16 protein-coding genes and 7 tRNA genes are annotated in these 21,318 nt (G+C 59.2%); 4 read left to right on the top strand and 19 right to left on the bottom strand.

Features of this window, described 5'->3' with window-relative positions; translation table 11 throughout:
- Positions 1-313: 313 nt before the first annotated feature.
- From AWR36_RS15695 to ppnN, 3 genes are all read left to right on the top strand, one after another.
- On the top strand, positions 314-1,489 hold the full coding sequence (locus AWR36_RS15695; RefSeq protein WP_067087316.1) for an efflux RND transporter periplasmic adaptor subunit: 1,176 nt from the start codon (positions 314-316) through the stop codon (positions 1,487-1,489).
- 12 nt (positions 1,490-1,501) lie between these two features.
- On the top strand, positions 1,502-4,642 hold the full coding sequence (locus AWR36_RS15690) for an efflux RND transporter permease subunit (protein WP_067087303.1): 3,141 nt from the start codon (positions 1,502-1,504) through the stop codon (positions 4,640-4,642).
- Positions 4,643-4,866: 224 nt separating this feature from the next.
- Positions 4,867-6,240 carry a nucleotide 5'-monophosphate nucleosidase PpnN gene (gene ppnN, locus AWR36_RS15685; protein ID WP_067087299.1) on the top strand — a complete coding sequence of 458 codons (1,374 nt, stop codon included), beginning with the start codon at positions 4,867-4,869 and terminating at the stop codon, positions 6,238-6,240.
- A gap of 273 nt (positions 6,241-6,513) precedes the next feature.
- Here the strand turns inward: ppnN and AWR36_RS15680 are convergent, their stop codons facing one another.
- From AWR36_RS15680 to AWR36_RS15660, 5 genes are all read right to left on the bottom strand, one after another.
- The gene (locus AWR36_RS15680; protein WP_176491159.1) at positions 6,514-7,515 is read right to left on the bottom strand and encodes a M14 family metallopeptidase; all 1,002 of its coding nucleotides are present in this window, start codon (positions 7,513-7,515) and stop codon (positions 6,514-6,516) included.
- Positions 7,505-8,950: a glutamate-cysteine ligase family protein gene (locus AWR36_RS15675; RefSeq protein ID WP_067087293.1), complete on the bottom strand. Its 1,446-nt coding sequence runs from the start codon at positions 8,948-8,950 to the stop codon at positions 7,505-7,507. Before AWR36_RS15675 ends, AWR36_RS15680 begins: the two co-directional genes overlap by 11 nt.
- Positions 8,951-9,712: 762 nt before the next feature.
- Entirely contained in the window at positions 9,713-9,940 is a 228-nt protein-coding gene (locus AWR36_RS15670) for a hypothetical protein (RefSeq protein WP_082679651.1), read from the bottom strand.
- Positions 9,898-9,985 (bottom strand) — tRNA-Ser (locus AWR36_RS15665). The genes AWR36_RS15670 and AWR36_RS15665 overlap by 43 nt, the downstream gene beginning before the upstream one ends.
- Positions 9,986-10,145: 160 nt before the next feature.
- Entirely contained in the window at positions 10,146-10,712 is a 567-nt protein-coding gene (locus AWR36_RS15660) for a nitroreductase family protein (protein WP_067087288.1), read from the bottom strand.
- Positions 10,713-10,955: 243 nt separating this feature from the next.
- Here AWR36_RS15660 and AWR36_RS15655 point away from each other — a divergent pair, with 243 nt between their 5' ends.
- Positions 10,956-12,350: an adenylate/guanylate cyclase domain-containing protein gene (locus AWR36_RS15655; protein ID WP_067087285.1), complete on the top strand. Its 1,395-nt coding sequence runs from the start codon at positions 10,956-10,958 to the stop codon at positions 12,348-12,350.
- Between the two features lie 55 nt (positions 12,351-12,405).
- Here AWR36_RS15655 and AWR36_RS15650 read toward each other — a convergent pair whose 3' ends face one another.
- The 14 genes from AWR36_RS15650 to msrB all read right to left on the bottom strand — a co-directional run bounded on the left by AWR36_RS15650 (position 12,406) and on the right by msrB (position 21,298).
- Positions 12,406-13,797: an alpha/beta hydrolase gene (locus AWR36_RS15650; RefSeq protein ID WP_176491158.1), complete on the bottom strand. Its 1,392-nt coding sequence runs from the start codon at positions 13,795-13,797 to the stop codon at positions 12,406-12,408.
- 61 nt (positions 13,798-13,858) lie between these two features.
- Positions 13,859-14,380: an HdeD family acid-resistance protein gene (locus AWR36_RS15645; protein ID WP_067104748.1), complete on the bottom strand. Its 522-nt coding sequence runs from the start codon at positions 14,378-14,380 to the stop codon at positions 13,859-13,861.
- A 140-nt stretch (positions 14,381-14,520) separates the two neighbouring features.
- Positions 14,521-15,351, bottom strand: a complete 831-nt coding sequence (gene queF, locus AWR36_RS15640) for an NADPH-dependent 7-cyano-7-deazaguanine reductase QueF (protein ID WP_067087274.1) — start codon at positions 15,349-15,351, stop codon at positions 14,521-14,523.
- Between the two features lie 33 nt (positions 15,352-15,384).
- Positions 15,385-16,158: an ABC transporter permease gene (locus AWR36_RS15635; RefSeq protein ID WP_067087418.1), complete on the bottom strand. Its 774-nt coding sequence runs from the start codon at positions 16,156-16,158 to the stop codon at positions 15,385-15,387.
- On the bottom strand, positions 16,158-17,090 hold the full coding sequence (locus tag AWR36_RS15630) for an ABC transporter ATP-binding protein (RefSeq protein ID WP_067087270.1): 933 nt from the start codon (positions 17,088-17,090) through the stop codon (positions 16,158-16,160). Before AWR36_RS15630 ends, AWR36_RS15635 begins: the two co-directional genes overlap by 1 nt.
- Positions 17,091-17,199: 109 nt before the next feature.
- A complete protein-coding gene (locus AWR36_RS15625) occupies positions 17,200-18,561 on the bottom strand; it encodes a patatin-like phospholipase family protein (protein ID WP_231745373.1) in 1,362 nt (453 codons plus the stop codon).
- A gap of 232 nt (positions 18,562-18,793) precedes the next feature.
- Positions 18,794-18,869, bottom strand: a tRNA-Gly gene (locus AWR36_RS15620).
- 378 nt (positions 18,870-19,247) lie between these two features.
- Positions 19,248-19,323: transfer RNA gene (locus AWR36_RS15615), tRNA-Glu, on the bottom strand.
- Positions 19,324-19,460: 137 nt separating this feature from the next.
- Positions 19,461-19,536: transfer RNA gene (locus AWR36_RS15610), tRNA-Gly, on the bottom strand.
- A 40-nt stretch (positions 19,537-19,576) separates the two neighbouring features.
- A tRNA-Glu gene (locus AWR36_RS15605) sits at positions 19,577-19,652 on the bottom strand.
- Between the two features lie 118 nt (positions 19,653-19,770).
- Positions 19,771-19,846 (bottom strand) — tRNA-Gly (locus AWR36_RS15600).
- Between the two features lie 2 nt (positions 19,847-19,848).
- Positions 19,849-19,924 (bottom strand) — tRNA-Glu (locus tag AWR36_RS15595).
- A 184-nt stretch (positions 19,925-20,108) separates the two neighbouring features.
- Positions 20,109-20,861, bottom strand: coding sequence for a DUF1499 domain-containing protein (locus AWR36_RS15590; protein ID WP_067087263.1), 753 nt, complete (start codon positions 20,859-20,861; stop codon positions 20,109-20,111).
- Positions 20,861-21,298, bottom strand: coding sequence for a peptide-methionine (R)-S-oxide reductase MsrB (gene msrB / locus AWR36_RS15585; RefSeq protein ID WP_067087260.1), 438 nt, complete (start codon positions 21,296-21,298; stop codon positions 20,861-20,863). The genes AWR36_RS15590 and msrB overlap by 1 nt, the downstream gene beginning before the upstream one ends.
- Between the last annotated feature and the right edge of the window lie 20 nt (positions 21,299-21,318).

Raw genomic sequence — 21,318 nt, 5'->3', positions numbered from 1 at the left:
GAGCATATCCAGCAACGCTTTTCGTCCGCAGCGCCAGTCGGTTTGATTGGGCGCCAGCCAAGCCGACAGGCTGCGTTCACCCTCTCCCTTCCGACCATCAGCCCCCCAACTCAAGAAAAATTCCAGCCGGGCGCATCCAGTTCCCGCCTCCACGTCGTCAATACAACGAACGACAGAAAAGGCATTCGTCGTCGATCTGGCTCACTCTGGCTTTACAGCCATAGCCAGCCCGGATGTTCCGTGATCTGATCGCCCCAAAATCACACCAACGTTCACCGATGGTGGATGTCTCAACTCAGGCAAGATGAGAGCAATGAAGAAAAAATTCTTGAAGGCTGCAGCACCGGTTTTGGTAGTGGCACTGGGTGTCACCGCTGTGCAATTAATGAGCGCCGCCAAGCCAGCTCCGGAAAAAAAGGAAGAAGAACAGCGCCGGGTTTCGCTGCTTTACGCAGAGGCTCGTGAGGACTCAGTGCACCTTGCCGTGACCACACAGGGGGAGGTACGCGCGCACACCGAGATCGACCTCACGCCACAGGTCTCCGGCCGCATCACCGCCATCTCGGAAGGTTTCGCCGAGGGTGCCGGATTCGAGGCAGGCGAGACACTGATTCAGCTGGACGATGCCGATTACCAGCTGGCCGTCGCCAACGCGGAAGCCGGCGTCGCCCAGGCGGAAGTCCTGCTGCTTCAGGCAAAGGCCGCGGCGGCCATCAAGCGTCAGCAGTGGCTTTCCATCAACCCCAACAAGGAACCGACGCCGCTGCAGGTCAACCAGCCCCAGGTAAAAGAAGCCGAGGCCCGCTTGCGCTCCGCCAAGGCCGAGCTCGCCGATGCGAAGCTCAACCTGGCGCGGACCAAGATCAAACTGCCCTTCCGCGGCCGCGTGATCAGCCGCGACGTGGGTGTCGGCCAATATGTCACTGCCAACACTGCACTCGGTCGCGTGTTTGCCACCGACCGGGTGGAAGTACGCCTGCCGCTGACCGATTCCCAGCTCCAGGAACTGGATCTACCCATGGGCTTCGTCAGCTCTGAGACAACACCCGGGCCCACGGTCACGCTCTCAGCCCAGGTTGGCCGGGAGCTGCGCCAGTGGCGCGGCCGCATCGTGCGCACCCAGGCCTCCGTAGATCAGCAAACGCGCCTGATCTATGCCGTAGCGGAAGTAAACGACCCCTACGGTAAAGGCGCCAGTGAGGGCGTCCCCCTCGCGGTTGGGCTGTTTGTCACCGCCGAGGCGGAGGCCGTACAGGCACACCAGGCCACGGTGCTGCCGCGCAATGCACTGCGCAACGCTGACAAGGTCTACGTGATCGATCAGGACAATCGTCTGGATATCCGCACGGTCGAGGTCATGTCCACCTCTGAGCACCGCGTTGTTGTCTCCTCCGGTATTGAAGATGGCGAGCGGGTGGTGACCTCCACCATCGCCAACGCGGTGGACGGCATGGAAGTGGAGCCCATCACCCAGCTGGCCCAGAAGTAACGGAGCGCACACATGAACAAATTGATTGAATGGTGGGCACGCAATAGCGTTGCCGCAAACCTGGCCATGCTGGGCATCTTCGTTGCCGGTTTCCTCGGCTTCGGCATGATGGAGCGGGAGATGGACCCCCAGGTGCGCTTCCCGGGCCTGGAGATCCGGGTGTCGTGGCCGGGCGCCGCGCCACAGGAGGTAGAAGAACAGATCGTCGCCCGCATCGAAGAAGCGGTGAGCGACCTGGACAATATCGAGTGGGTGCGCTCAACCTCATCCGAGGGATCTGGTCAGGTCTACATCCTGGCAGAGTCCAACGTGGACTTTGCCCGCTTTATGAACGACATCAAGATTCGTGTGGACGGGATCTCGTCGTTTCCCCGTGACATTGAACCGCCCCAGGTACAGCAATGGGTCAACCGCCAGGAATTCATCCGTGTGGCGGTACATGGCGATCTTGGTGAGCGGGGACTGAAACGACTGGCGGAGCAACTGCGGCGCGAAGCCGCCACCCTGCCGGCTGTCTCTGTAGTGAACCTGTTCGGCACCCGTATGGAAGAGGTCTCCATCGAGGTCAGCGAACAGGCCCTGCGCCGCTACAGCATGACCTTCCAGGAAGTGGCCGATGCCATTCGCGCGAGTTCACTCAATCAGTCCGCCGGTACCGTGCGCACCGAGGTGGGTGCCTACCAGCTGAAAGTGCGCAACCAGGCCGATTCCGAACAGGAGTTTGCCAATATCATCGTGCGCCAGACCGCCGATGGCGGCACTATCCGCGTCGGCGATGTGGCCACCGTAGTGGACGGTTTTGAAGATAACGAAATCCTCGCCACCCTGAACGGCGAACCGGCGGTCCTGCTGCAGGTAATGAGCACAGAGACCATGGACATCCTCACCGCTTCCGAGTCGATTCGTAACTGGATCGCAGAGCGACAGGATACGCTGCCGAGCGGTGCCAAACTCACGCTGTGGACCGACAACGCCGAGGACTTCAAAAGCCGCCTGGACACCATCGGCAGTTCCGCCTTCCAGGGCCTGCTGCTGGTGTTGCTGGTACTGGTCTTCAGTCTGCGCCCGAAGGTCGCCTTCTGGGTAGCGATCGGTATTGCCACCGCTTATGCCGGTGCGTTTGTGCTGCTGCCGAGCGTGGGCGTGTCTCTGAACATGCTGTCCACCTTTGCCTTCCTGCTGGTGCTGGGGATCGTCGTGGACGACGCCATTGTGGTCGGCGAAAGTATCCATACCCAGTCCCACAACCCGGAGTTCCAGCACGAGGGTGGTGGTCTGAAGGCAGCGGTGCTGGGTACGCAGCTGGTGGCCAAGCCGGTAATCTTCGCGGTGGTCACGACTATCTTCGCTTTCTTGCCGTGGATCTTTATCAGCGGTTCCACCAGTGAGTTCACCCGTCACATCACCTGGGTGGTAATCCTGGCACTGGTGTTCTCCCTGATCGAATCCCTGTTTATCCTGCCGGCCCACCTGCGCAAACTGAAGCCGCGCACCGAACTCGGCCGTTTCGGACGCATCCAGAAAGGGATCGCGGATCGCATCGTTTATTTCGCGCAGACTCACTACCGTCGCATCGGCCAGTGGGCCGTGAATCGTCGCTACCTGACGCTGAGTATTTTCATTGCGGTACTGATGATCGGTTTCGGCATGTTTGGCAGCGGCTGGGTGAAAAAAAGCTTTATGCCGGAGATCGAATCCGATGAAGTAATCGTCAACGTGGTGATGCCGGAAGGCGCGCCCTATAGCCGGGCACTGGAGGTGCTGGCACAGCTGCAGGATGCGGAAAAACGCCTCGAGGACGAGGTCAACCAGCGCACAGATGGCCAGGGCGTGCTGATCGAAAACTGGTATACCCGCTCGCGGCGCGACAGTGTACTGGCTATCGTCAAGCTGGCGCCGCCGGAAGTGCGGGATATGTCAGCCAAGGAGGCGGCTCTGCGCCTGCGGGAACTGCTGGGCGATATCCCCGATGCAAAGGAAGTTTCGGTACAGTACTCGATGGGCAATAACGGGCCAGGCTTCGAACTCTCCATCCGCCATCCGGACCTGGACGTCCTGCGTGCCGCTACCGCCGAGCTGGAAACCCAGCTTCGCACCTACGAGAGCCTGTACGATGTGCGCAACAATCTCGAAGGTGCCTCGGAGGAGATCCGTATTGACCTCAAGCCGGGTGCCGCCAAACTGGGCCTGACCCTGGCAGATGTCAATCGCCAGGTGCGCCAGGCTTACTTCGGTGAAGAAGTCCAGCGCCTGCCGCGCGCGGGCCAGGACGTGAAAGTGATGGTGCGCTACCCGCTGGAGTCCCGCCGCTCCATCGAGAGCCTGAAGGACTTCCGTGTGCGCACCGCCGATGGTCACGAAGTGCCCCTGCTGGCAGTCGCCGATCTGGAATACGCGCCGGGTATCAAGCGTATCCAGCGCTGGAATGGCAACCGTGCCGCCCGCGTGATGGCTGATCTGAAGGATGATGTGCGCGGCGAGATCATGAAGGATCTCAACGAGAACTTCTTCCCCGAGTGGGAGAAACGCTACCCGGGTATCGTGCGCGGCGCCGTGGGCCAGGCCGAAGGCGAGAAGCGCTTCATCCAGGAAGTGATGGGTCTCTACATCATGGCCTTCTTCGGGATGTACAGCCTGCTGGCCGTAGCCTTCCGCAGCTATTCGCAGCCGATCCTGATCCTGATTGCCATTCCGTTTGCCTTTGTCGGCGCCATCTTCGGTCACGCCGTCACGGGCATGACGATGGCCATCTTCAGCTACTTCGGTATTGCCGCAGCAGCGGGGGTGGTGGTCAACGACAACCTGGTGCTGATGGACCACAGCAACCGCCTGCGCGACCGGGGTATGGCGCCCTTGAAGGCCGTAGTGGAAGCCGGCGTGGCCCGCTTCCGCCCTATCCTGCTGACTACGGTCACCACCATCATCGGCCTGATGCCAATGATGATGGAGCGCAGTATTCAGGCCGCCTTCCTGCAGCCCATCGTCGTGGCGCTGGCGTTCGGGGTATTTATCGCCTTCTTCGTCACCCTGCTGCTGGTACCGGCACTGTATGGGATCGGCATCGACATCGGGGCATTCGCCGGGCGGATCAAGCGGTTTGTAGTCAGCCGTGTTACCGGAAGAGAGCCTGCTCAAGTGGCTGTCGCTGAATAACTCGAGCCTTTCGGAAACGGAATAAAGCCCCGCTGAGCTGACTCATCGGGGCTTTTTATTTCAGGGCTACTGTCCCGGGCATGCGCCGGTTTCAACGGCACCGAACTGCTTCAATTTGAGTGCTGAGCGAACCTGATCGCAGTCAATCATTCAGAATGGAGATCTGTGGCCCGAGTCCCGCACTTGGTGTAATGTAGAATTTACCAGCATTACTTGGGGGTTGTATGTCTACTGAACTCGTCGATGCAAAGGTATCACCTACCGGGCAGTTCGATATCCTGTCCAAGTATGAAATCCACAGGCTCACCGACACTAGCCGTGGCCCCCAGTATCAGATTTTCCGCAATTGCGCCCTTGCCGTGCTGAATAGTGGCGGTTATATCGATGATGGCAGGGAGCTGCTGGAAACCTATTCCAACTTTGATATTTCCGTTATCCCCACCGAACGCGCCGTCAAACTGCAGGTCAGGAACGCCCCACCAAGCGCCTTTGTCGACGGCAAGATGATTCGCGGCATCGCCGAGCACCTATTTGCCGTGCTCCGTGACATCATTTATGTCAGTAGTGAGATCACCGGCGACCCACGCTACGACCTGGTTTCCGCCCAGGGCGTGACCGACGCGGTCTTCCATATTCTGCGCAACGCCGGCACCTTTGACACGAAACGCGAACCAAGACTGGTAGTGTGCTGGGGCGGCCACTCCATCTCCGGTGCAGAGTACGATTACACCAAGGAGGTGGGCTATGAACTGGCACTACGCCACCTCGATATCTGCACAGGCTGCGGTCCGGGCGCAATGAAAGGGCCGATGAAAGGTGCAACTATTGGTCACGCCAAACAGCGTGACCGTCGCGGGCAGTATCTCGGCATTAGCGAACCGGGCATCATTGCAGCGGAGGCACCCAATCCGATCGTCAACCAACTGGTCATCATGCCGGATATCGAAAAGCGCCTGGAAGCGTTTGTGCGCACGGGCCATGGCATCATCGTATTTCCGGGTGGTGCGGGAACCGCCGAAGAGATCCTGTACCTGCTCGGCATACTCCTGCATGAAGACAACAAGCAGCAACCCTTCCCGGTAATCTTCACCGGCCCGGCCAGCGCCGCTGAATACTTCACCCAGATCGACCAGTTTATCGCCGACACGTTAGGCGAGAAAGCCAGGTCTCGCTACCAGATCATTATCGACGACCCGGCGGAAGTCGCACGACAAATGGCAGCGGGTATCAAAGCGGTGCGGCAACACCGTAAAGACAACGGCGATGCCTACTATTTCAATTGGAAACTGAAAGTATCCACGGAGTTCCAGCGACCCTTCATCCCGACTCACGACAATATGCGCAAACTGGCACTGCATAAAAACCAGGAACCCTATCTGCTTGCCGCCGACTTGCGTCGCGCATTTTCAGGTATCGTCTCAGGCAATGTAAAAGACGAGGGAATTCGCAACGTTGAGAAGAATGGACCGTATGAGCTTTGCGGTGATCCACAGCTGATGCATAGCATGGATACCTTGCTGCAATCATTTGCACAACAGCAACGGATGAAACTACCGGGCAAGGCCTATATTCCCTGCTACAAAATTTCTGCCCCATAGTTTGCAAAGCAGCCGCTATGCGAAGGTACGTTCGACTTATCAAAAAGCAATCGCACGACCTTATGAAATAGTGCTGCCGTGCGGCTATCAAGCCCACTGGCAGCCTGCGAGGGAGAGATAGAGCGGAAGATGAAGAGAGGTAGTTAGTGAGGCGTGGCTTTTCGCCTACCAGACCTGCACTCTACCTGCACTTTGAATTGTGGCCGGAGCCCTGCCAAGGACTAGGGTTAAATACTCCCCCAAGAGAATACATTGTCTGCCAGTGAAGCCCCCCTATTCTCCCGAATAAGGCTCCATCAGGTATCCGAGCGAATCCTCCCGCGCCACATCCTTCACCGTGGTAAACATGGAAGGTATAAGATCCTGCAGGGCGATCACTTTGCCATCCTCGAACGCAAAGTACTTCTCCGTTACCAGCCTGTCATGATTATCCAGTACCGCCAGGTGGGGCCCGTTACGGCGCGTATACGCAATGACAGTGCCTTTGCTGATACGCTGGAAGTTGAAGTGGTCAAATGACTGCGTAAACGAAAAGTCGCTCTCTGTATACTCCTCGAATTCAAAGTCAAACTTGCAGTAGTAAGGCAGTTTCAGGCGGGCAACCGTATGGTAGATGCGGCAATCCCCTGTAGTCTTTTCATCGCACCCCACGGTGAGCAGTAGCTTCTCCAGATACTGGTAAAGATGAGCGACCCCCTCCGGGACACCTGGCAGGCCACATTCCAGGGTGACGGAGGGGCAAATCTTGGCGAACGCGTTCGAATTCACCTCGTGGGGCTCGGTAAAATAGATCACGATATCGGTAAAGCCCGTAGCAAGGCGCAGAAAGTCCTCTGAGGTTCGATTCACACAGGCGTAGTAGGGGTTTCGCCCGGTCGTGTTGTGGATATCAACATTGGCGATTACCTGTCGACGGCGCGCATATTCAAGCACCTGGCGTGCCATTCGCGCTTCGGGGAACTCCCCACCGCCCCAGATTCGGTTGAAATCCGGCTGACCGGGAAGATGCCTGACCCCCTCCGACGCGGCCTGGACGTTGCCAAAGAAAATCAGCAGCGAGCGCGGCAGACGGCCCTGGTAGCGCCTCAGCAATTGCTGCAGAGCGTAGAAACCCGTGGTCTCATTACCGTGTAGCAGCGTGCTGATCATCAGCGGTTCACTGGCAGCCCCCTCCAGCGATATCAGCGTGGGCCCGTCAAAAACGTTGATCAGCTCGCCGGGATGGTCGATTTCGAAAAAGGCCTCCGGCAGTGCCTCAATAAAATTAAGCTTCACTTCGCCATTCATGCACCGGAATGTCCTGCTTCTGATACTGATAATACGCTTCCAGTAACCGCTGGAAGTTGGGCCCATGGGTATTCACGTACGCGCGCTGCCAGTTGGAACCATTCTGGCCACTGATCAGCCGCGGCCGCATGATTCTGGAGATGTACTTGTAAATGTCGTCCTGATCCACATCCAGCGAAGCCAATGCCTCTTCCACCGGAGTGATCAATTCGTCCAGCACCAGTCTCTGCAGGTTCCAGACTTTGCCATCAATCCATTCGATCTCGGCATTCAGGCCGTACTTGCACGCCTGGAAGAAATTCCTTTTCACCGCCGCAAACGATAGCCGGTCTTCCGGCACCTCGGGCATGCGCGCGAGATAGGTAGCCAGTCCGAGGAAGAACGCCGTATTGGCAACCACATCGGGCATTGAGGGCCCTGATGACGGAACCCGGTGCTCGATGCGCAGGTGCGGTGTACCGTCGCTGCTGATTCCGATCAGCGGCCGGTTCCAGCGCCAGATGGTGCCGTTGTGCAGTCGCAGGTGGCTGAGCTCCTCCGGGGTGCGGTCGTAGTTGTCCGGCAGCAACACCGGGTAACCGTCCAGGTTCTCCAGGAACAGCTCCAACAGGGATTCGCGCACATAGCCATTGCCAAGGGAAACCCGCTTCGCCACCGAGCCATCCAGGTTACGGAAACTGCCCAGATTGACTGCCTGTTCGAAGATCGGGATGCGGGTCTCGCTCCAGAGTGCCTTGCCGTACAGGAACGGGGAATTGGCCGCAACGGCAGCCATGAACGGCGAGGCAATGGTGGATGCATTGAAGAACCGCTTGCCTTCGGCAAGTGCAACCTGCAAGTGCACCTGTACGGAAGTCGCTGCGGCCTCGAGCATGATGTCCGGATGGGAGACCCGCAGCACCTCCTTGCCCTCCAGGGACAGCACCGTCGGCTGATTGCGCCGCAACTCCATCACCCGATTGTTCAGGGCAAAGTATCTCTTGCTCGGATAGATGTGCTCCAGCGTGAGCATATTGGCGCGGATGGTGGGTAGTGAGCCGATCGCGATGGCTCGCAACCCCATCGACTCAGCCTGTCGGGTACAGCGCTTCCAGAGTGCCGACAGGCTGCGGTTCAAGTCGCTGAATACGGTGTTACCAATTTTGGCCGGGATACTATTCAGCTCAAAATTGAAACGCGAGATTTCCGGTACCACCAGCTCATCGTTTACCTCAGTGAGAAATGCCTCACTCTCCGGTGCTGGCACGAAATCGCTGTCCGTGAGCCAACCTTCGAGCTCCAGCCCACACATGGGACTCTCCGGCACCTCGAACCGCCCCTGTTTGAACCAGCGGTTGAGAATATTGGTCTCTTCACGGAGCCGGCGCCGAAATTCCTCTTCGTCCGCTTCATTGAATTCTGTGCTGGCTATTTCCTGGCCCATAGGAAGCTCCCGGCAGTTCTCGCTATCGTTTATACGCTCTTAGCCCGAGCACGTCAGGCCACCGTGTTATACAGGCCAGCATAATCCAAAGAGCGAGGGGTCAGGAGACATTGCACCCTATTGCTGTCGCGTAAATGTCGCTTCTCTGATCTAGATCAAGCGCCGTCGGCATTACCGTCCGCGCAGGCCCGCGAGGGAGCAGGGAAAACCAGGGGAGGATGGCTAGAGGTTTTTTACGGCCATGGAGGAAAAGAGGAGAAAAGCGCCAGCTGGGTTTTGCCTGTTGATGGGAACCGGGTGGGATGGACGCAAAATATGCGTTGGCGTGTTTTGACCCTGCGGGCTCGGCTTTGCCTCGGTCCCAACTCGCTGCGCGAGTTGGTCGAACCGCGAGGGTTCTCGCCCGCCAGCAATGCGGTTAGACAAAAGGCCGGCGAGTGCAATGATCAGGTTCGGAGTGAGAATACGGGAGGGATGGACTCAAACCACACTGAAGCGTGCTTTGACCCTGCGGGCTCGGCTGCGCCTCGGTCCCAACTCGCTGCGCGAGATGGTCGAACCGCGAGGGTTCTCGCCCGCCTGTAATGCGGTTAGACAAGAGGCCGGCGAGTGCAATGATCAGGTTCGGAGTGAGAATACGGGAGGGATGGACTCAAACCACGCTGAAGCGTGCTTTGACCCTGCGGGCTCGGCTGCGCCTCGGTCCCAACTCGCTGCGCGAGTTGGTCGAACCGCGAGGGTTCTCGCCCGCCTGTAATGCGGTTAGACAGAAGAGTACGGTTGAGCACAGAGTAAGTTCAGGGTGAAGATTTGGGAGGGATTAGCTTCGCTGCGCTCGCTGGTCTCCGGCAGCTTCGCTGCCTCCGGCTCGAACGGGGTCCTCATCCAGATCCCCCTCGCCACGATTAAACAAAAAAGCCCGGCATTTGCCGGGCTTTTTTGTTTAATGGCGGTGAGGGAGGGATTCGAACCCTCGATGCCTTTCGACATACACACTTTCCAGGCGTGCTCCTTCGACCACTCGGACACCTCACCGAAACTGATTGTCACGTTTTGAGCACGCCCAGGTGCCCGGCACGTCTGCCTCAACTTTCCTCCCGCGATGCTCGCCGGGGAAAATTGCTTTGCTAATCAGGAACATACGTCCCGTCCAGCGAGCGCGCACTTTACAGAAAGCCGGCGCGGGGTGCAACCCTTAGGGGGCATTCCAGTGCGAAAAAAAGTCGCCGGTGGCCAGTTCCGGGGCCCGGCGGGGGGCTTTGCCCGGGGTGCCCAGGTAGATGAAGCCGTCGATGCGCTCGTTCTCCGCCAGTCCCAGGCCCTCTGCCACTACCGGATTGTAGGCGAGCGGACCGGTGCGCCAGTAGGCCCCGACGCCCTCGGCGAAGGCGGCGGTCAGCATGGCCTGGACCGCGCCAGCGGTAGAGAGGTGCTGTTCGTGATGGGGCACCTTGGGATGCTCCTTAAGGCAGGTGATGGCCACCAGGATCAAGGGCGCCCGCAGGGGCATGGCCCGAGTCTTGTCACGCTTGTCCGCTGGCAGGGGGGTGTCGCTCTCGGCCTCTGCGGCGCGGAGGAACAGCTCACCCAGGTGCCGTCGGGCCTCGCCCTCCACCTGCAGGAAGCGCCAGGGGCGCAGGGCGGCGTGGTCCGCGGCGCGTAGGGCGGCACGGAATATGTTCTCCCGCTGCGCCTCGCTGGGGGCGGGGTCGGTCAGTTTTCCCACGGATACGCGGTTATGAAGGGCCTCCAGGGCGTCCATCGGTCTCTCCCCCTTTACATCAACTTGTCATTCAGGGGGCGCATTCTACTGCATGGCGGCGGGGACCTCACAGATCTGTCCGTTTTTGACCAGAGACGACAGCCCTGTCGCATTATCATCGCGCCCGGAGTAAACTTGGGCAGCTGTCTGTGAACGGCACCACAAGAATAAATCCGGGGCATGTCCCCATCGAGGGCGCCAGCCTTCGATCTCTATCTGCACATATCGGACAAAGAAATACCAATGCAGAACCGGCCAGTGGAAGCATCCCGGCGGAACGTCGATTCCCGTTATCCGTTCTATTTCCGCGCTCTTATCTGTTTCGCCGCGGCGGGCACCCTCTTAAATGCAGTCAACTGGTCAGCGCCGTGGAACCTGGACAAGAGCATCACCCTGGGCATGGCAGGGTTGCTGTTGGTGTATATCGGGCTGGCTTTCCGTATTTCCAGCCGCGCTTCCACCGAGAACGCTGCGGTGGTGCAGCGCTGGTTGTCTTTCACCGATGCCACCCTGATTGGCGTTGCTATCGCGCTGGCCAACTTCAATCTGCTCCCTACCCTGCTGTTCGTGACCATGGTGCAGTTCAATGCCCTCACGGCGGGGGGCGGACGGCGCTGGTTTGAACACAATACCGGGCTGCTGCTGGGGGTCGGGTCCGGCTACCTGATCCACGAGCCGGCCATGGTCGTGAATGCGGATCTGACCATCAGCGCTGCCAGCCTGATCGGTGTCTTTACCTATTTCTGCGCGCACGCCTTCTATACCCACAAGCAGATCTCGACACTGAAGCAGGAGAACCGCACTCTGTCAGCCGAGCAGCACGTGAGCAAGATGCGCACCTACAAGCTCTCCAAGTACCTGCCCCAGCGCCTCTGGCGGGCAGTGACCAACGGCAAGGAAAATGAGCTTGTTACCGAGCGCAAGCTGCTGACGGTGTTCTTTTCTGATATCAAGGATTTCAGCCAGCTGACCGAGGAGCTGGAGGCCGAGACTTTTACCGAGCTGCTGAACGGCTACCTGTCGGAAATGGCCCGTATCGCCGGGCAATACGGCGGCACCATCGACAAGTTCATCGGCGATGCGGTGATGGTGGTATTCGGGGACGACGAGAGCAAGGGCCCCAAGTCCGATGCCCTGCGCTGTGTCGCCATGGCCCTGGCCATGCGCAAGCGCGTCACCGAAATGAAGCAGGAGTGGTACAACAAGGGCATCTCCCGTCCGTTGCAGGTGCGCATGGGCATCAACACCGGCTACTGCACCGTGGGGATTTTCGGCACGGCCAACCACCAGTCCTACACCGTAATGGGCACCCATGTGAACCTCGCCGCGCGGCTTGAAGGCGCTGCGCAGCCCGGGGAGATCCTGATCAGCCACGAGACCTGGGCATTGATCAAGCACTCGGTCATGTGCCGTGACCGCGGCCTGGTAAACGTAAAAGGCTTCAGCACGCCGGTGAAGGTCTATCAGGTCACCGACCTGCGCAAGAACCTGGGTGGGCAGCAGAGCTACCTGGAGGAACACGCACCCGGTTTCTCCATGCATATGGATACCGACAAGATCCGCAATTACGACCGGGAAAAGGTGCTGCGCTCGCTGGAGAAAGCGGCGGAGACACTGAAGAAAAAAGTCATCATCTGATCCCCGCCCCTCTGTCAGCTCACTCGCGTCGGGAAGCGGTTGGCGAGCTGGCAGATCAGTCCAGCTGCAAAAACTCCACTGATCGGTCCTCCATCCACGAGTAAAACGGGTTCCAGCGCAAGCGCAGCTGCGTCGACGCTCCGATTACAAGCGCGCCCCGCTCGCCACGCAGGGCCAGATTACCGAGCCGAACACTCGAGCCCGGCCCACCGGGATAGCCTCCATAAATGGAATCGTCCGGCGGGAAAGGCAGGGCAACATGGGAAAGTGAGTAGGTACTCTCCGGCCACTCCAGGTCCAGGGGGATACTTGCCGATTCCTGCTCCCCCGGGAGCCAGCTGCGCGCTTCGATTCGCGACGAATCGGCGCTGCGGTTGGTCACCACTGTCAGGGTGTACGTCCTGTCCTCCACCGCCCGAAGCGCCTTGATCATACGATCGGGCTTCCAGCTCAGCAGATGTTCGATACCCGCCTGGCGGTTCACATCAAACAGCACCAGCTCGTGACCTCCTGCCGGCAGCTGGTTGTAGAGGTGCTCCACCAGGTCCGGCGCCTCGACTGTGGCATCGATCAGCGATGAAAACGACAGTATCCGCGGCATCCGGGCAAGTGCTCCACTGCCTGCCAGGGATCGTACACGACGCCTGATTTCCGCGGTTATCTCGTGAGACAGCACGCCGCCATTGACCGCAAAGGAGCCGTACTTGAACGGCTCGTACTCGAGCGCTGCCACACCGTTCCACTGGAGTTTTTCAATTCCGAGCAGATCCCCGAGACGGGCCTGCCAGATCGCCAGCGCCGCCGCAGGTGCGACGCCGATTTCCGGCGAGATCAGCACCAGCTTCTCCACCTGTGGCAGGGTCGGCTCCTCGAGCGCCGCCAGCGCATAATGGACGGCGAGTGCGGCACCGTTTGAGTAGCCGACAATGTAAAGTGGCCGCCCTGCCCCCTCAGCAGCGAGATGCGCCGTGGCAATCCGGACAGCGGCGGCCATGTCCTGCCAGCTGACCGATACCAGGCCAGATGGCGCCGTGCCATGCCCTGGAATACGCAGCCCCAGTACGGTGGCTCCTGCCGCGTGCAAGCGTTCTCCCATTTGCCTCAGGCTGTAGGGGGCATCCGTGAGGCCGTGCAGCAGCAGGACCATGGCCCTCGGACTCCGCGTCTCCAGCAGGAAGGTCCGGTTCCAGTTGCGCGGCCAGCGCGCCGGGTCGGCAAGGCTGTCGCGCTGAAATCGGTTCAGGGTGGTTGGTCCGGCGGGTGGGGTACGCTGGTATATCTCCCGATCGAGCTGAGCGAAGAGCCGCTGCTCCAGGTCAAGGTACTCCGTGAGGGTGCTGATGTCGGCCCGCTCAGTGAATTCCTCATCGAGGGGCGTCGTGTGCCAGATCTGCAACTCGGGCAGACGGCCGATGTAGAGGGCGAAGCCGACTATGAGGGTAAACACCACCCCCAACAGACAGGCAAGACAAAATCGTACGACAGGCCAGAGAGACATCAGCAGTCGGTTATGTCCGCAATGCCCGCCCTCCGGCGATCATGATCATGCCAACGAAGAACAGCTTGATGCCGAACAGAATACCCAGTGCCCAGACACCGGAGAATGGGAACTGGGCCCAGAGCATGATCCCCAGCAGGATGGAAACAATGCCGCCGAAAATCAGCCACCCCCGGCCCCCAGCCCCCGCCGTGCCCAACCCGGCCGCGAGCTCCGCTATGCCATCGACGATGAAGTAGACCGCGAGCAGGATCGTCAGCATTCCCGACAATAGCACCGGATTGGTGAGCAGAATAATCCCGGCCAGAATGGTGAGCAGTCCAAGGGCAATACCCAGCGCGCCCTTGCCAAAACTGCCCGCCCGGAGTGCCCAAACCAGCCTGAACACGCCGCCAACCAGCACCAGCATTCCGATCAACAAGGCGATCGAAAAGCCGGTCAGGCTCGGCGCCAGCAGCACGCAAACCCCCAGAATGATTGTCACCACGCCGAGAACCGTGATGGTTCTCCCGGAAGTCCTTGCCTCACTCATTACGGTCACCCCGCCAGCCAAACCAAACTATTGCTGCAAGCCTAGTCGGTGGAACGGCATGGTGCCGGAGGCTGCTTCCGCGCCTGGGGCAGGCAGGGCCTGTTGTTGAGAATAAGAGACGCCTGAGAACCCAGGCGCCGTTACTGCCGTGCAAATCGAGGAGGGAGGCTTTTCTCGGCAAGAGTCGTGCGCAGCGGGTTGATGTCGAGCCCACCGCGACGTGTATAACGCGCGCAAACCGTCAGTTTTTCGAATGCACCCAGCTTCTGCAGGTCGCAGAACATTCGCTCGACACAGTGCTCGTGAAAATCCTGATGCTCGCGGAACGAGATAACGTAGGCCAGCACTGCCTCCCGATCCAGGGCGGGACCACGATAGTCGATGCAGACGGTAGCCCAGTCCGGCTGACCGGTAACCGGGCAATTACTGCGCAGCAGGTGGCTGTAGAGGGTCTCACTCACTGTGTCACGCTGCTGGTCCAGCTTGAGAAGCGTCGCATCAGGCTGATACTGGCGCGTCTCTATATCGAGCTGGTCGAGACAGAACCCCTCCGGCTTCTCCACCGCCAGAACCGCGTTCTCCACATCGTAGAGCACCACCGACACCTGTCCGCCCGATGCCGCACTGAGGTCCCGCTCAAGAGTCTCACGCACCCGCTCCCAGTCAGAGAACTCGGACTGATTGAGAGAATTGAGGTAGAGCTTGAACGACTTGGATTCCACCATGGCAGGGCTGTTGTGCGGGAAGGTAAACCTGCCCACAGCCACCTGGGGTACGCCCTTACTGTTCAGCCAGGACAGCTCGAAGCCCCACCACTCGTCCACACCGGAAAAGGGCAGCGTTTCACCCGCAAGGCCCAGGTGCGCCCGGGAAACGGCCCGCTCAATGGGGTGCAGCAGGCCGGGGTTATACCGGGACTCGTACTCTGTTTCCTGCCCCAGGGGCAGCCCCTTCCAGTCTTCGCGATCCATGATTACCTTCCGTTACATGCCGTTACATGCCGCTTAATGGCGCAGGCGCTTGCCATGGCTCATCAGGTGGAGGCCCCAGCCAAACAGCAGCGCAATAAAAACTAGCACCCCGACAAAGGCCCAGGCGACGTTGATATCCGAGACACCCAGCACGCCATAGCGGAAGGCATTCACCATGTAGAGCACCGGATTGAGCTTGGACAGCCCCTGCCAGAATGGCGACAGAAGCTCGATGGAGTAAAACACCCCACCCAGATATGTCAGCGGCGTCAGCACAAAAGTCGGGATGATGGATATATCATCGAAGCTGTTGGCGAAGATTGCATTGATGAAGCCCGCCAGGGAAAACAGCACTGCCGCCATGAACACGATGGCAATCGTCAGTGCCAGATGCTGCACCTCCAGCGCGGTAAACAGCAGAGCGATTACCGTCACGACGAAGCCCACAATCAGGCCGCGGGCAACACCCCCGAGCACATAGCCGGCCATGATGACCCAGTTGGGGATAGGCGCAACCAGCAGCTCCTCGACGTTGCGCTGAAACTTGGCGCTGTAAAATGAGGACGCCACGTTGGAATAAGAGTTGGTGATGACCGCCATCATGATCAGGCCGGGCACTACAAACTCCATATAGGAAAAACCGCCCATTTCACCGATGCGACGGCCGATCAGGGAGCCGAAGATTACGAAATACAGAGACATGGTAATCACTGGCGGCACCAGTGTTTGCGGCCAGATACGGGTAAAGCGACGCACCTCGCGACGGAAAATAGTGGCAAACGCGGTCCAGAGTGTATGTGGGCTCATCATTCGGTGCCCTCCTTCTCGGCTTCGGCCAGCAGCGAAACAAACAGCTCCTCCAGCCGGTTGGCGCGGTTGCGCATACTCACCACCGCCACCCCCTGTTCGCCAAGGCGGGTGAACAGGTCGTTGAGCGACTGCCCCTTCTCTACCGTGACTTCGAGGCTGTTTTCATCAACCAGGCGGCCGTCAAAACCCCCCAGGTCCGGGCAGGCCTCCAGTGGGTCGCGCACATCGAGAATAAACACCTCCCGGTTCAGGGTCTTCAGGAGCGAGCGGATGGAGGTGTTTTCGACGATATCCCCTTTATCGATAATGGCGATATTCCGGCACAGGCTCTCCGCCTCCTCCAGGTAGTGGGTAGTGAGGATGATGGTGGTGCCCTGGCGGTTGATCTCCTCCAGGAAGGTCCACATGGAGCGGCGCAGCTCGATATCCACCCCGGCGGTTGGCTCATCGAGGATCAGCAGCTTTGGTTCATGGATCAGCGCACGGGCGATCATCAGGCGGCGCTTCATGCCGCCTGAGAGCATACGCGCCTGGGTACTGCGCTTGTCCCAAAGACCCAGCTGCTTGAGGTACTTCTCGGTACGCTCCTCCGCCAACGCCCTGGGCATACCGTAGAAACCACCCTGGGTGGCAACGATATCGAATACCTTCTCGAACTGGCTGAAGTTGAACTCCTGCGGCACTACGCCCAGCATCTGCTTGGCGGCGGCAAAATCCTTGTCAATATCCACCCCGAAAATCGACACACTGCCGCCGGTCTTGCGCACCAGCGAGCAGATAATGCCAATGGTGGTGGACTTGCCGGCGCCATTTGGGCCCAGCAGGGCAAAGAAGTCCCCGGGCTGGACATCAAAACTGATGCCTTTCAGTGCCTGGAAACCGTTGTCATAGGTTTTCTGCAGATTGCTAATGGAGAGCGCTGCTGTCATCACTTCCTCCCGGGTTTGAGGCCGCATATTCAACGCGCTTACCCCACATAATGCAACCGGACAAACCATGGGGAGATTGCCGCTTGAGCGGCATGGGAATTCCGGTCACTCAATCCGCCCCCTGGATCAGCCGCACGAAATCCCGGTAGACACTGGATTGGGACAAGACCTCCTGCCCGGCGGCGATCAGGCGGTCGACCTCTTCATCCGTCAGGCGAAAGGTGGTGTCGATATTATTCAGGAACGCCTGCTCGCTCATATTCCTGACCCGGTCAAAGCTCACTTCGACAAAATGAAAACTTACGGGTCTTTCGGGAGAATCGTTCTCCTCCACCCAGCGCTCAAACGTCTTGCGGGTCAGCAGGATGGTGTCATCACTGGTACGGCTGATCTGGCTGCCGCTGACACTGCTGGCCACCTCGAGCAATGGCGGAGAATCCTGGTCTCTGGCCCAGTCATGATGGGGATGGGCATTGGCATTGACCAGTATCACCAGCACGTGCTGCGCATTCAGGTGTGGTAGCAGGTAACTGCTACCTACGGGCTCAGCCGTCACTGTCAGTGTGCGGTAATAACTGCGCAAGCCCAGATTGTCTGAGATACCACCATCCACCAGGTGCAACCACGGACGCCGTTCACGGTCCAGGTACCCCCTAAGGTTGCGTGCGACGATCTTCTGTGACGTCAGCCGGTCCTCTTCCAGTGCGCTATTGATCCATTCCGGCGGGCGAAATCCACAGCGACCAGCGTGATTCTCCGCCGCGATTGGCGAGAAGACAATGGGCACCGCAGAGGATGCGGCGACCGCACGGGAAACGGGATACTCACCAACATCGATACACAAGAGATCGAACATTTCCTGGACAAAGGGCACGCGCATACCCGTGGTCAGGTCGGTGCTGTTGATCACTATCCAGGGCGCACCGGGTCGCTCCAGGGCAGACAGAGGCGCGCCACCAAACAGAATCTGGTCGTAGTATTCCGCTGCCAGATCCGCACGGCCGAACCTCGGACTGGCAAGCCGGCGCCAGTTGGAGGGGCTCAGCGTCTGGCTGAGCAGGGCCCCCTGAATATCCGCGCGAAGAAAGCGCTGCTCAAAATCTTCAAAAATCCCGTGGCCGTAGAGGCCATAATACGCGGCGGTAAAGCTGCCACCAGATACGGAGGAAATCATATCCACTTCCGTCAGCATCGAGCGCTTGCCACGCGCCGTCTGCACTGGCGTGTTATCCAGCTCCTTCAAGACACCATATGAGAATGCTGCAGCCCGCGTCCCCCCGCCGGAGAATGCCAGCAGGATCGCGATGTCCCGGGAACGATCCCCCATCAACCTTTTACGCACTTCGACGTTGCGCTCGGGATTCCAGCTGGCAAGCGGTTCCACCGGCGGCGCCATGGTCGTACATGCAGAGCACAACAGCGCCAGACAGGCCCCGACCATGCGGATGGAAACTGCCAGAATCCTTTCCACTGCTTGCAAGCCGCCTCCTTGCCACCTCGGCAACATTCCGCCCTCTGGGGACCCCATGCGATTCAGGTTCGGCGGTAAGTATAGGCAGGCGCCGAAAGCAACCGATAAGCATCAACCAGGCAAGCTACGGAGGACAACCCGGCCGGCTAGAATGACGACAAGTAAAAGTGGAGAGTGAAGAAAGAAGGGGCTGAAAATAAAAAAGCCGCTCATAGGAGCGGCTTTTTTATTTTGGAGCGGGAAACCAGGTTCGAACTGGCGACCTCAACCTTGGCAAGGTTGCGCTCTACCAACTGAGCTATTCCCGCCTAATCTTTCCTTGGGCGCGCCCGGGAGGTCAGAATCCCAGACTTTGCCCGGAGCGCACTGTTTACCTTGCGCTCTTCCGGTCGCCAATCTCAGATTGGCGCCGTTCGGCTGCGAGCTTCGCTTCAGCGCGAAGCAAACTCTTGCCTCACCCAACTGAGCTATTCCCGCCTAATCTTTCCTTGGGCGCGCCCGGGAGGTCAAAATCCCAGCTTTTGCCCGGAGCGCACTGTTTACCTTGCGCTCTTCCGGTCGCCAATCTCAGATTGGCGCCGTTCGGCTGCGAGCTTCGCTTCAGCGCGAAGCAAACTCTTGCCTCACCCAACTGAGCTATTCCCGCGATCCTATGTCGCGGCGCTGCCTGAGCAACTCCGCTGCATTGGCATCCCCAAGGGGAGTCGAACCCCTGTTACCGCCGTGAAAGGGCGGTGTCCTAGGCCTCTAGACGATGGGGACAGAAAACTTGCACTGATCATGGGACCAGTTGCTGCCACACTGCCGTGGCGTCGCCGCGGGATACCCCCGGCATTCAGTGCTGAACCAGCATGGCCGATTCGCACTAAAAAAGCCGCTCGTTCGAGCGGCTTCTAGTTTGGAGCGGGAAACCGGGTTCGAACCGGCGACCTCAACCTTGGCAAGGTTGCGCTCTACCAACTGAGCTATTCCCGCGATCCTATGTCGCGGAGCTGCCTGAGCAACCCCGCTGCATTGGCATCCCCAAGGGGAGTCGAACCCCTGTTACCGCCGTGAAAGGGCGGTGTCCTAGGCCTCTAGACGATGGGGACAGAAAACTTGCGCTGATCTTGTAATCAATCGCTACCACACTGCCGTGGCATCGCCTCGGGTTGCCCCTTGGCATTTCGTATCGAACCGGTACTTAACACCGAATCGCCACGAGAAAACTGGAGCGGGAAACCGGGTTCGAACCGGCGACCTCAACCTTGGCAAGGTTGCGCTCTACCAACTGAGCTATTCCCGCAGTGGCGTCCCCTAGGGGAGTCGAACCCCTGTTACCGCCGTGAAAGGGCGGTGTCCTAGGCCTCTAGACGAAGGGGACCCAGATTGACTTCTTCGGCGTCGCTTGGCGTCTTAAAGATCCGCTCTGCGTCAGAAGTGGGGCGCATTCTATGTAGCACCCGGGAGGCTGTCAACACCTTCAACTCAACTTTTTACTTATTTTTTTCTTTTATAGTCAGGCACTTACCCGATTCCCCAGCATCGTCGAGACAAGTGCCCTGCCCCTACCCCGCCTGCTTGGCGCGAGCCTCCAGATCGGAGAGAAACTCGCGGATGCGCTCGGCATTCTTGCCCAGGTCGCTCAAGCCAACCCGGGAGCTGGAGCGCACGTCGACCCGGGAGCCATCTTCAGTCGCAGTCACCCGCACGACCACATCGTCACTGAAACCCAGCAACAGCGTCCGGTCCACGGCCTCCAGATGTCCGGACTTGTCGTCCCGGTCGACAATCCGCCAACCCAGCTCCTCGGCCACACGGGCGGCCATTTCCGTCGCCTGCTCTACCGGAACCTTTAGCATCAGGGGCTGGATATCCGCGTAGATATCCGCTTCCCGCTGCTGCTTCGCCACCTCCTCGCCGTCATAGGCGACACTGTTGTCCCCCGGGTCTCTCAGCGAAACCACAGCACGATACTCAGGCGGGTTCTTGAGATCGGTGGAGATATCGTGGATCGGCGGCACCTTGAAATTATCGGGCCCCACGGTCAGCAGAGGCACCGCCACCGGCAGCAGCCCCAGCAGCGTACCCCACATGGCGGCCTGTCGGGCACTGGCATGGCGTTTCACCAGCCCCCAGATGAAGACCAGGATGCTGATCAGCGCAACGCCAATAGCCGCCAGGCCCGCGTACTGGAACACCTTGAAGACGGTACGGAAATGCAGCAGTTCCAGCCGCAGGGCCACGGCGGCCAGAAAAATTACGGTGAGCAGTAACCACTGAACGCGATAGAGCCAGCGACTCCAGTGCCTGTTTCTCATTATTCCTCTTCCTTCTTGATGCTCTCGTCGCCGCTCTGGCTGGCGCTCTCGTCCTGATCCAGTTTCACCGACAGCGAATTGACGCAGTAGCGCAAACCGGTTTCCGTGGGGCCATCTGGAAACACATGGCCAAGGTGACTATTACATTTGGCACAGAGTATCTCAATTCGCTGCATCCCGAGACTGTTATCCGGCCTCTCCGCTACCACCCCGGCAGCTACCTCTGTGTCAAAACTGGGCCAGCCGCAGCCGGCGTCAAACTTTGAGTCGGAGTGAAACAGGGGTTCACCACAACAGCGGCAGCGATAAGTGCCATCTTCAAAGCAATCCCAGTACTCGCCACTGAAGGGCCGCTCGGTACCCGCCTCGCGGCAAACGTGAAATTCTTCCGGGGTCAGCTTGTCGCGCCAGTAGTTATCGTCTTTCTCTTTTGACATACTCCATCCTCAAAATCGCT

The organism is Microbulbifer flavimaris (genome assembly GCF_001641755.2).
Lineage (GTDB): Bacteria > Pseudomonadota > Gammaproteobacteria > Pseudomonadales > Cellvibrionaceae > Microbulbifer > Microbulbifer flavimaris.
The sequence above is the reverse complement of the archived record's forward strand: the minus strand, read 5'-3'. Positions and strand labels throughout refer to the sequence as shown.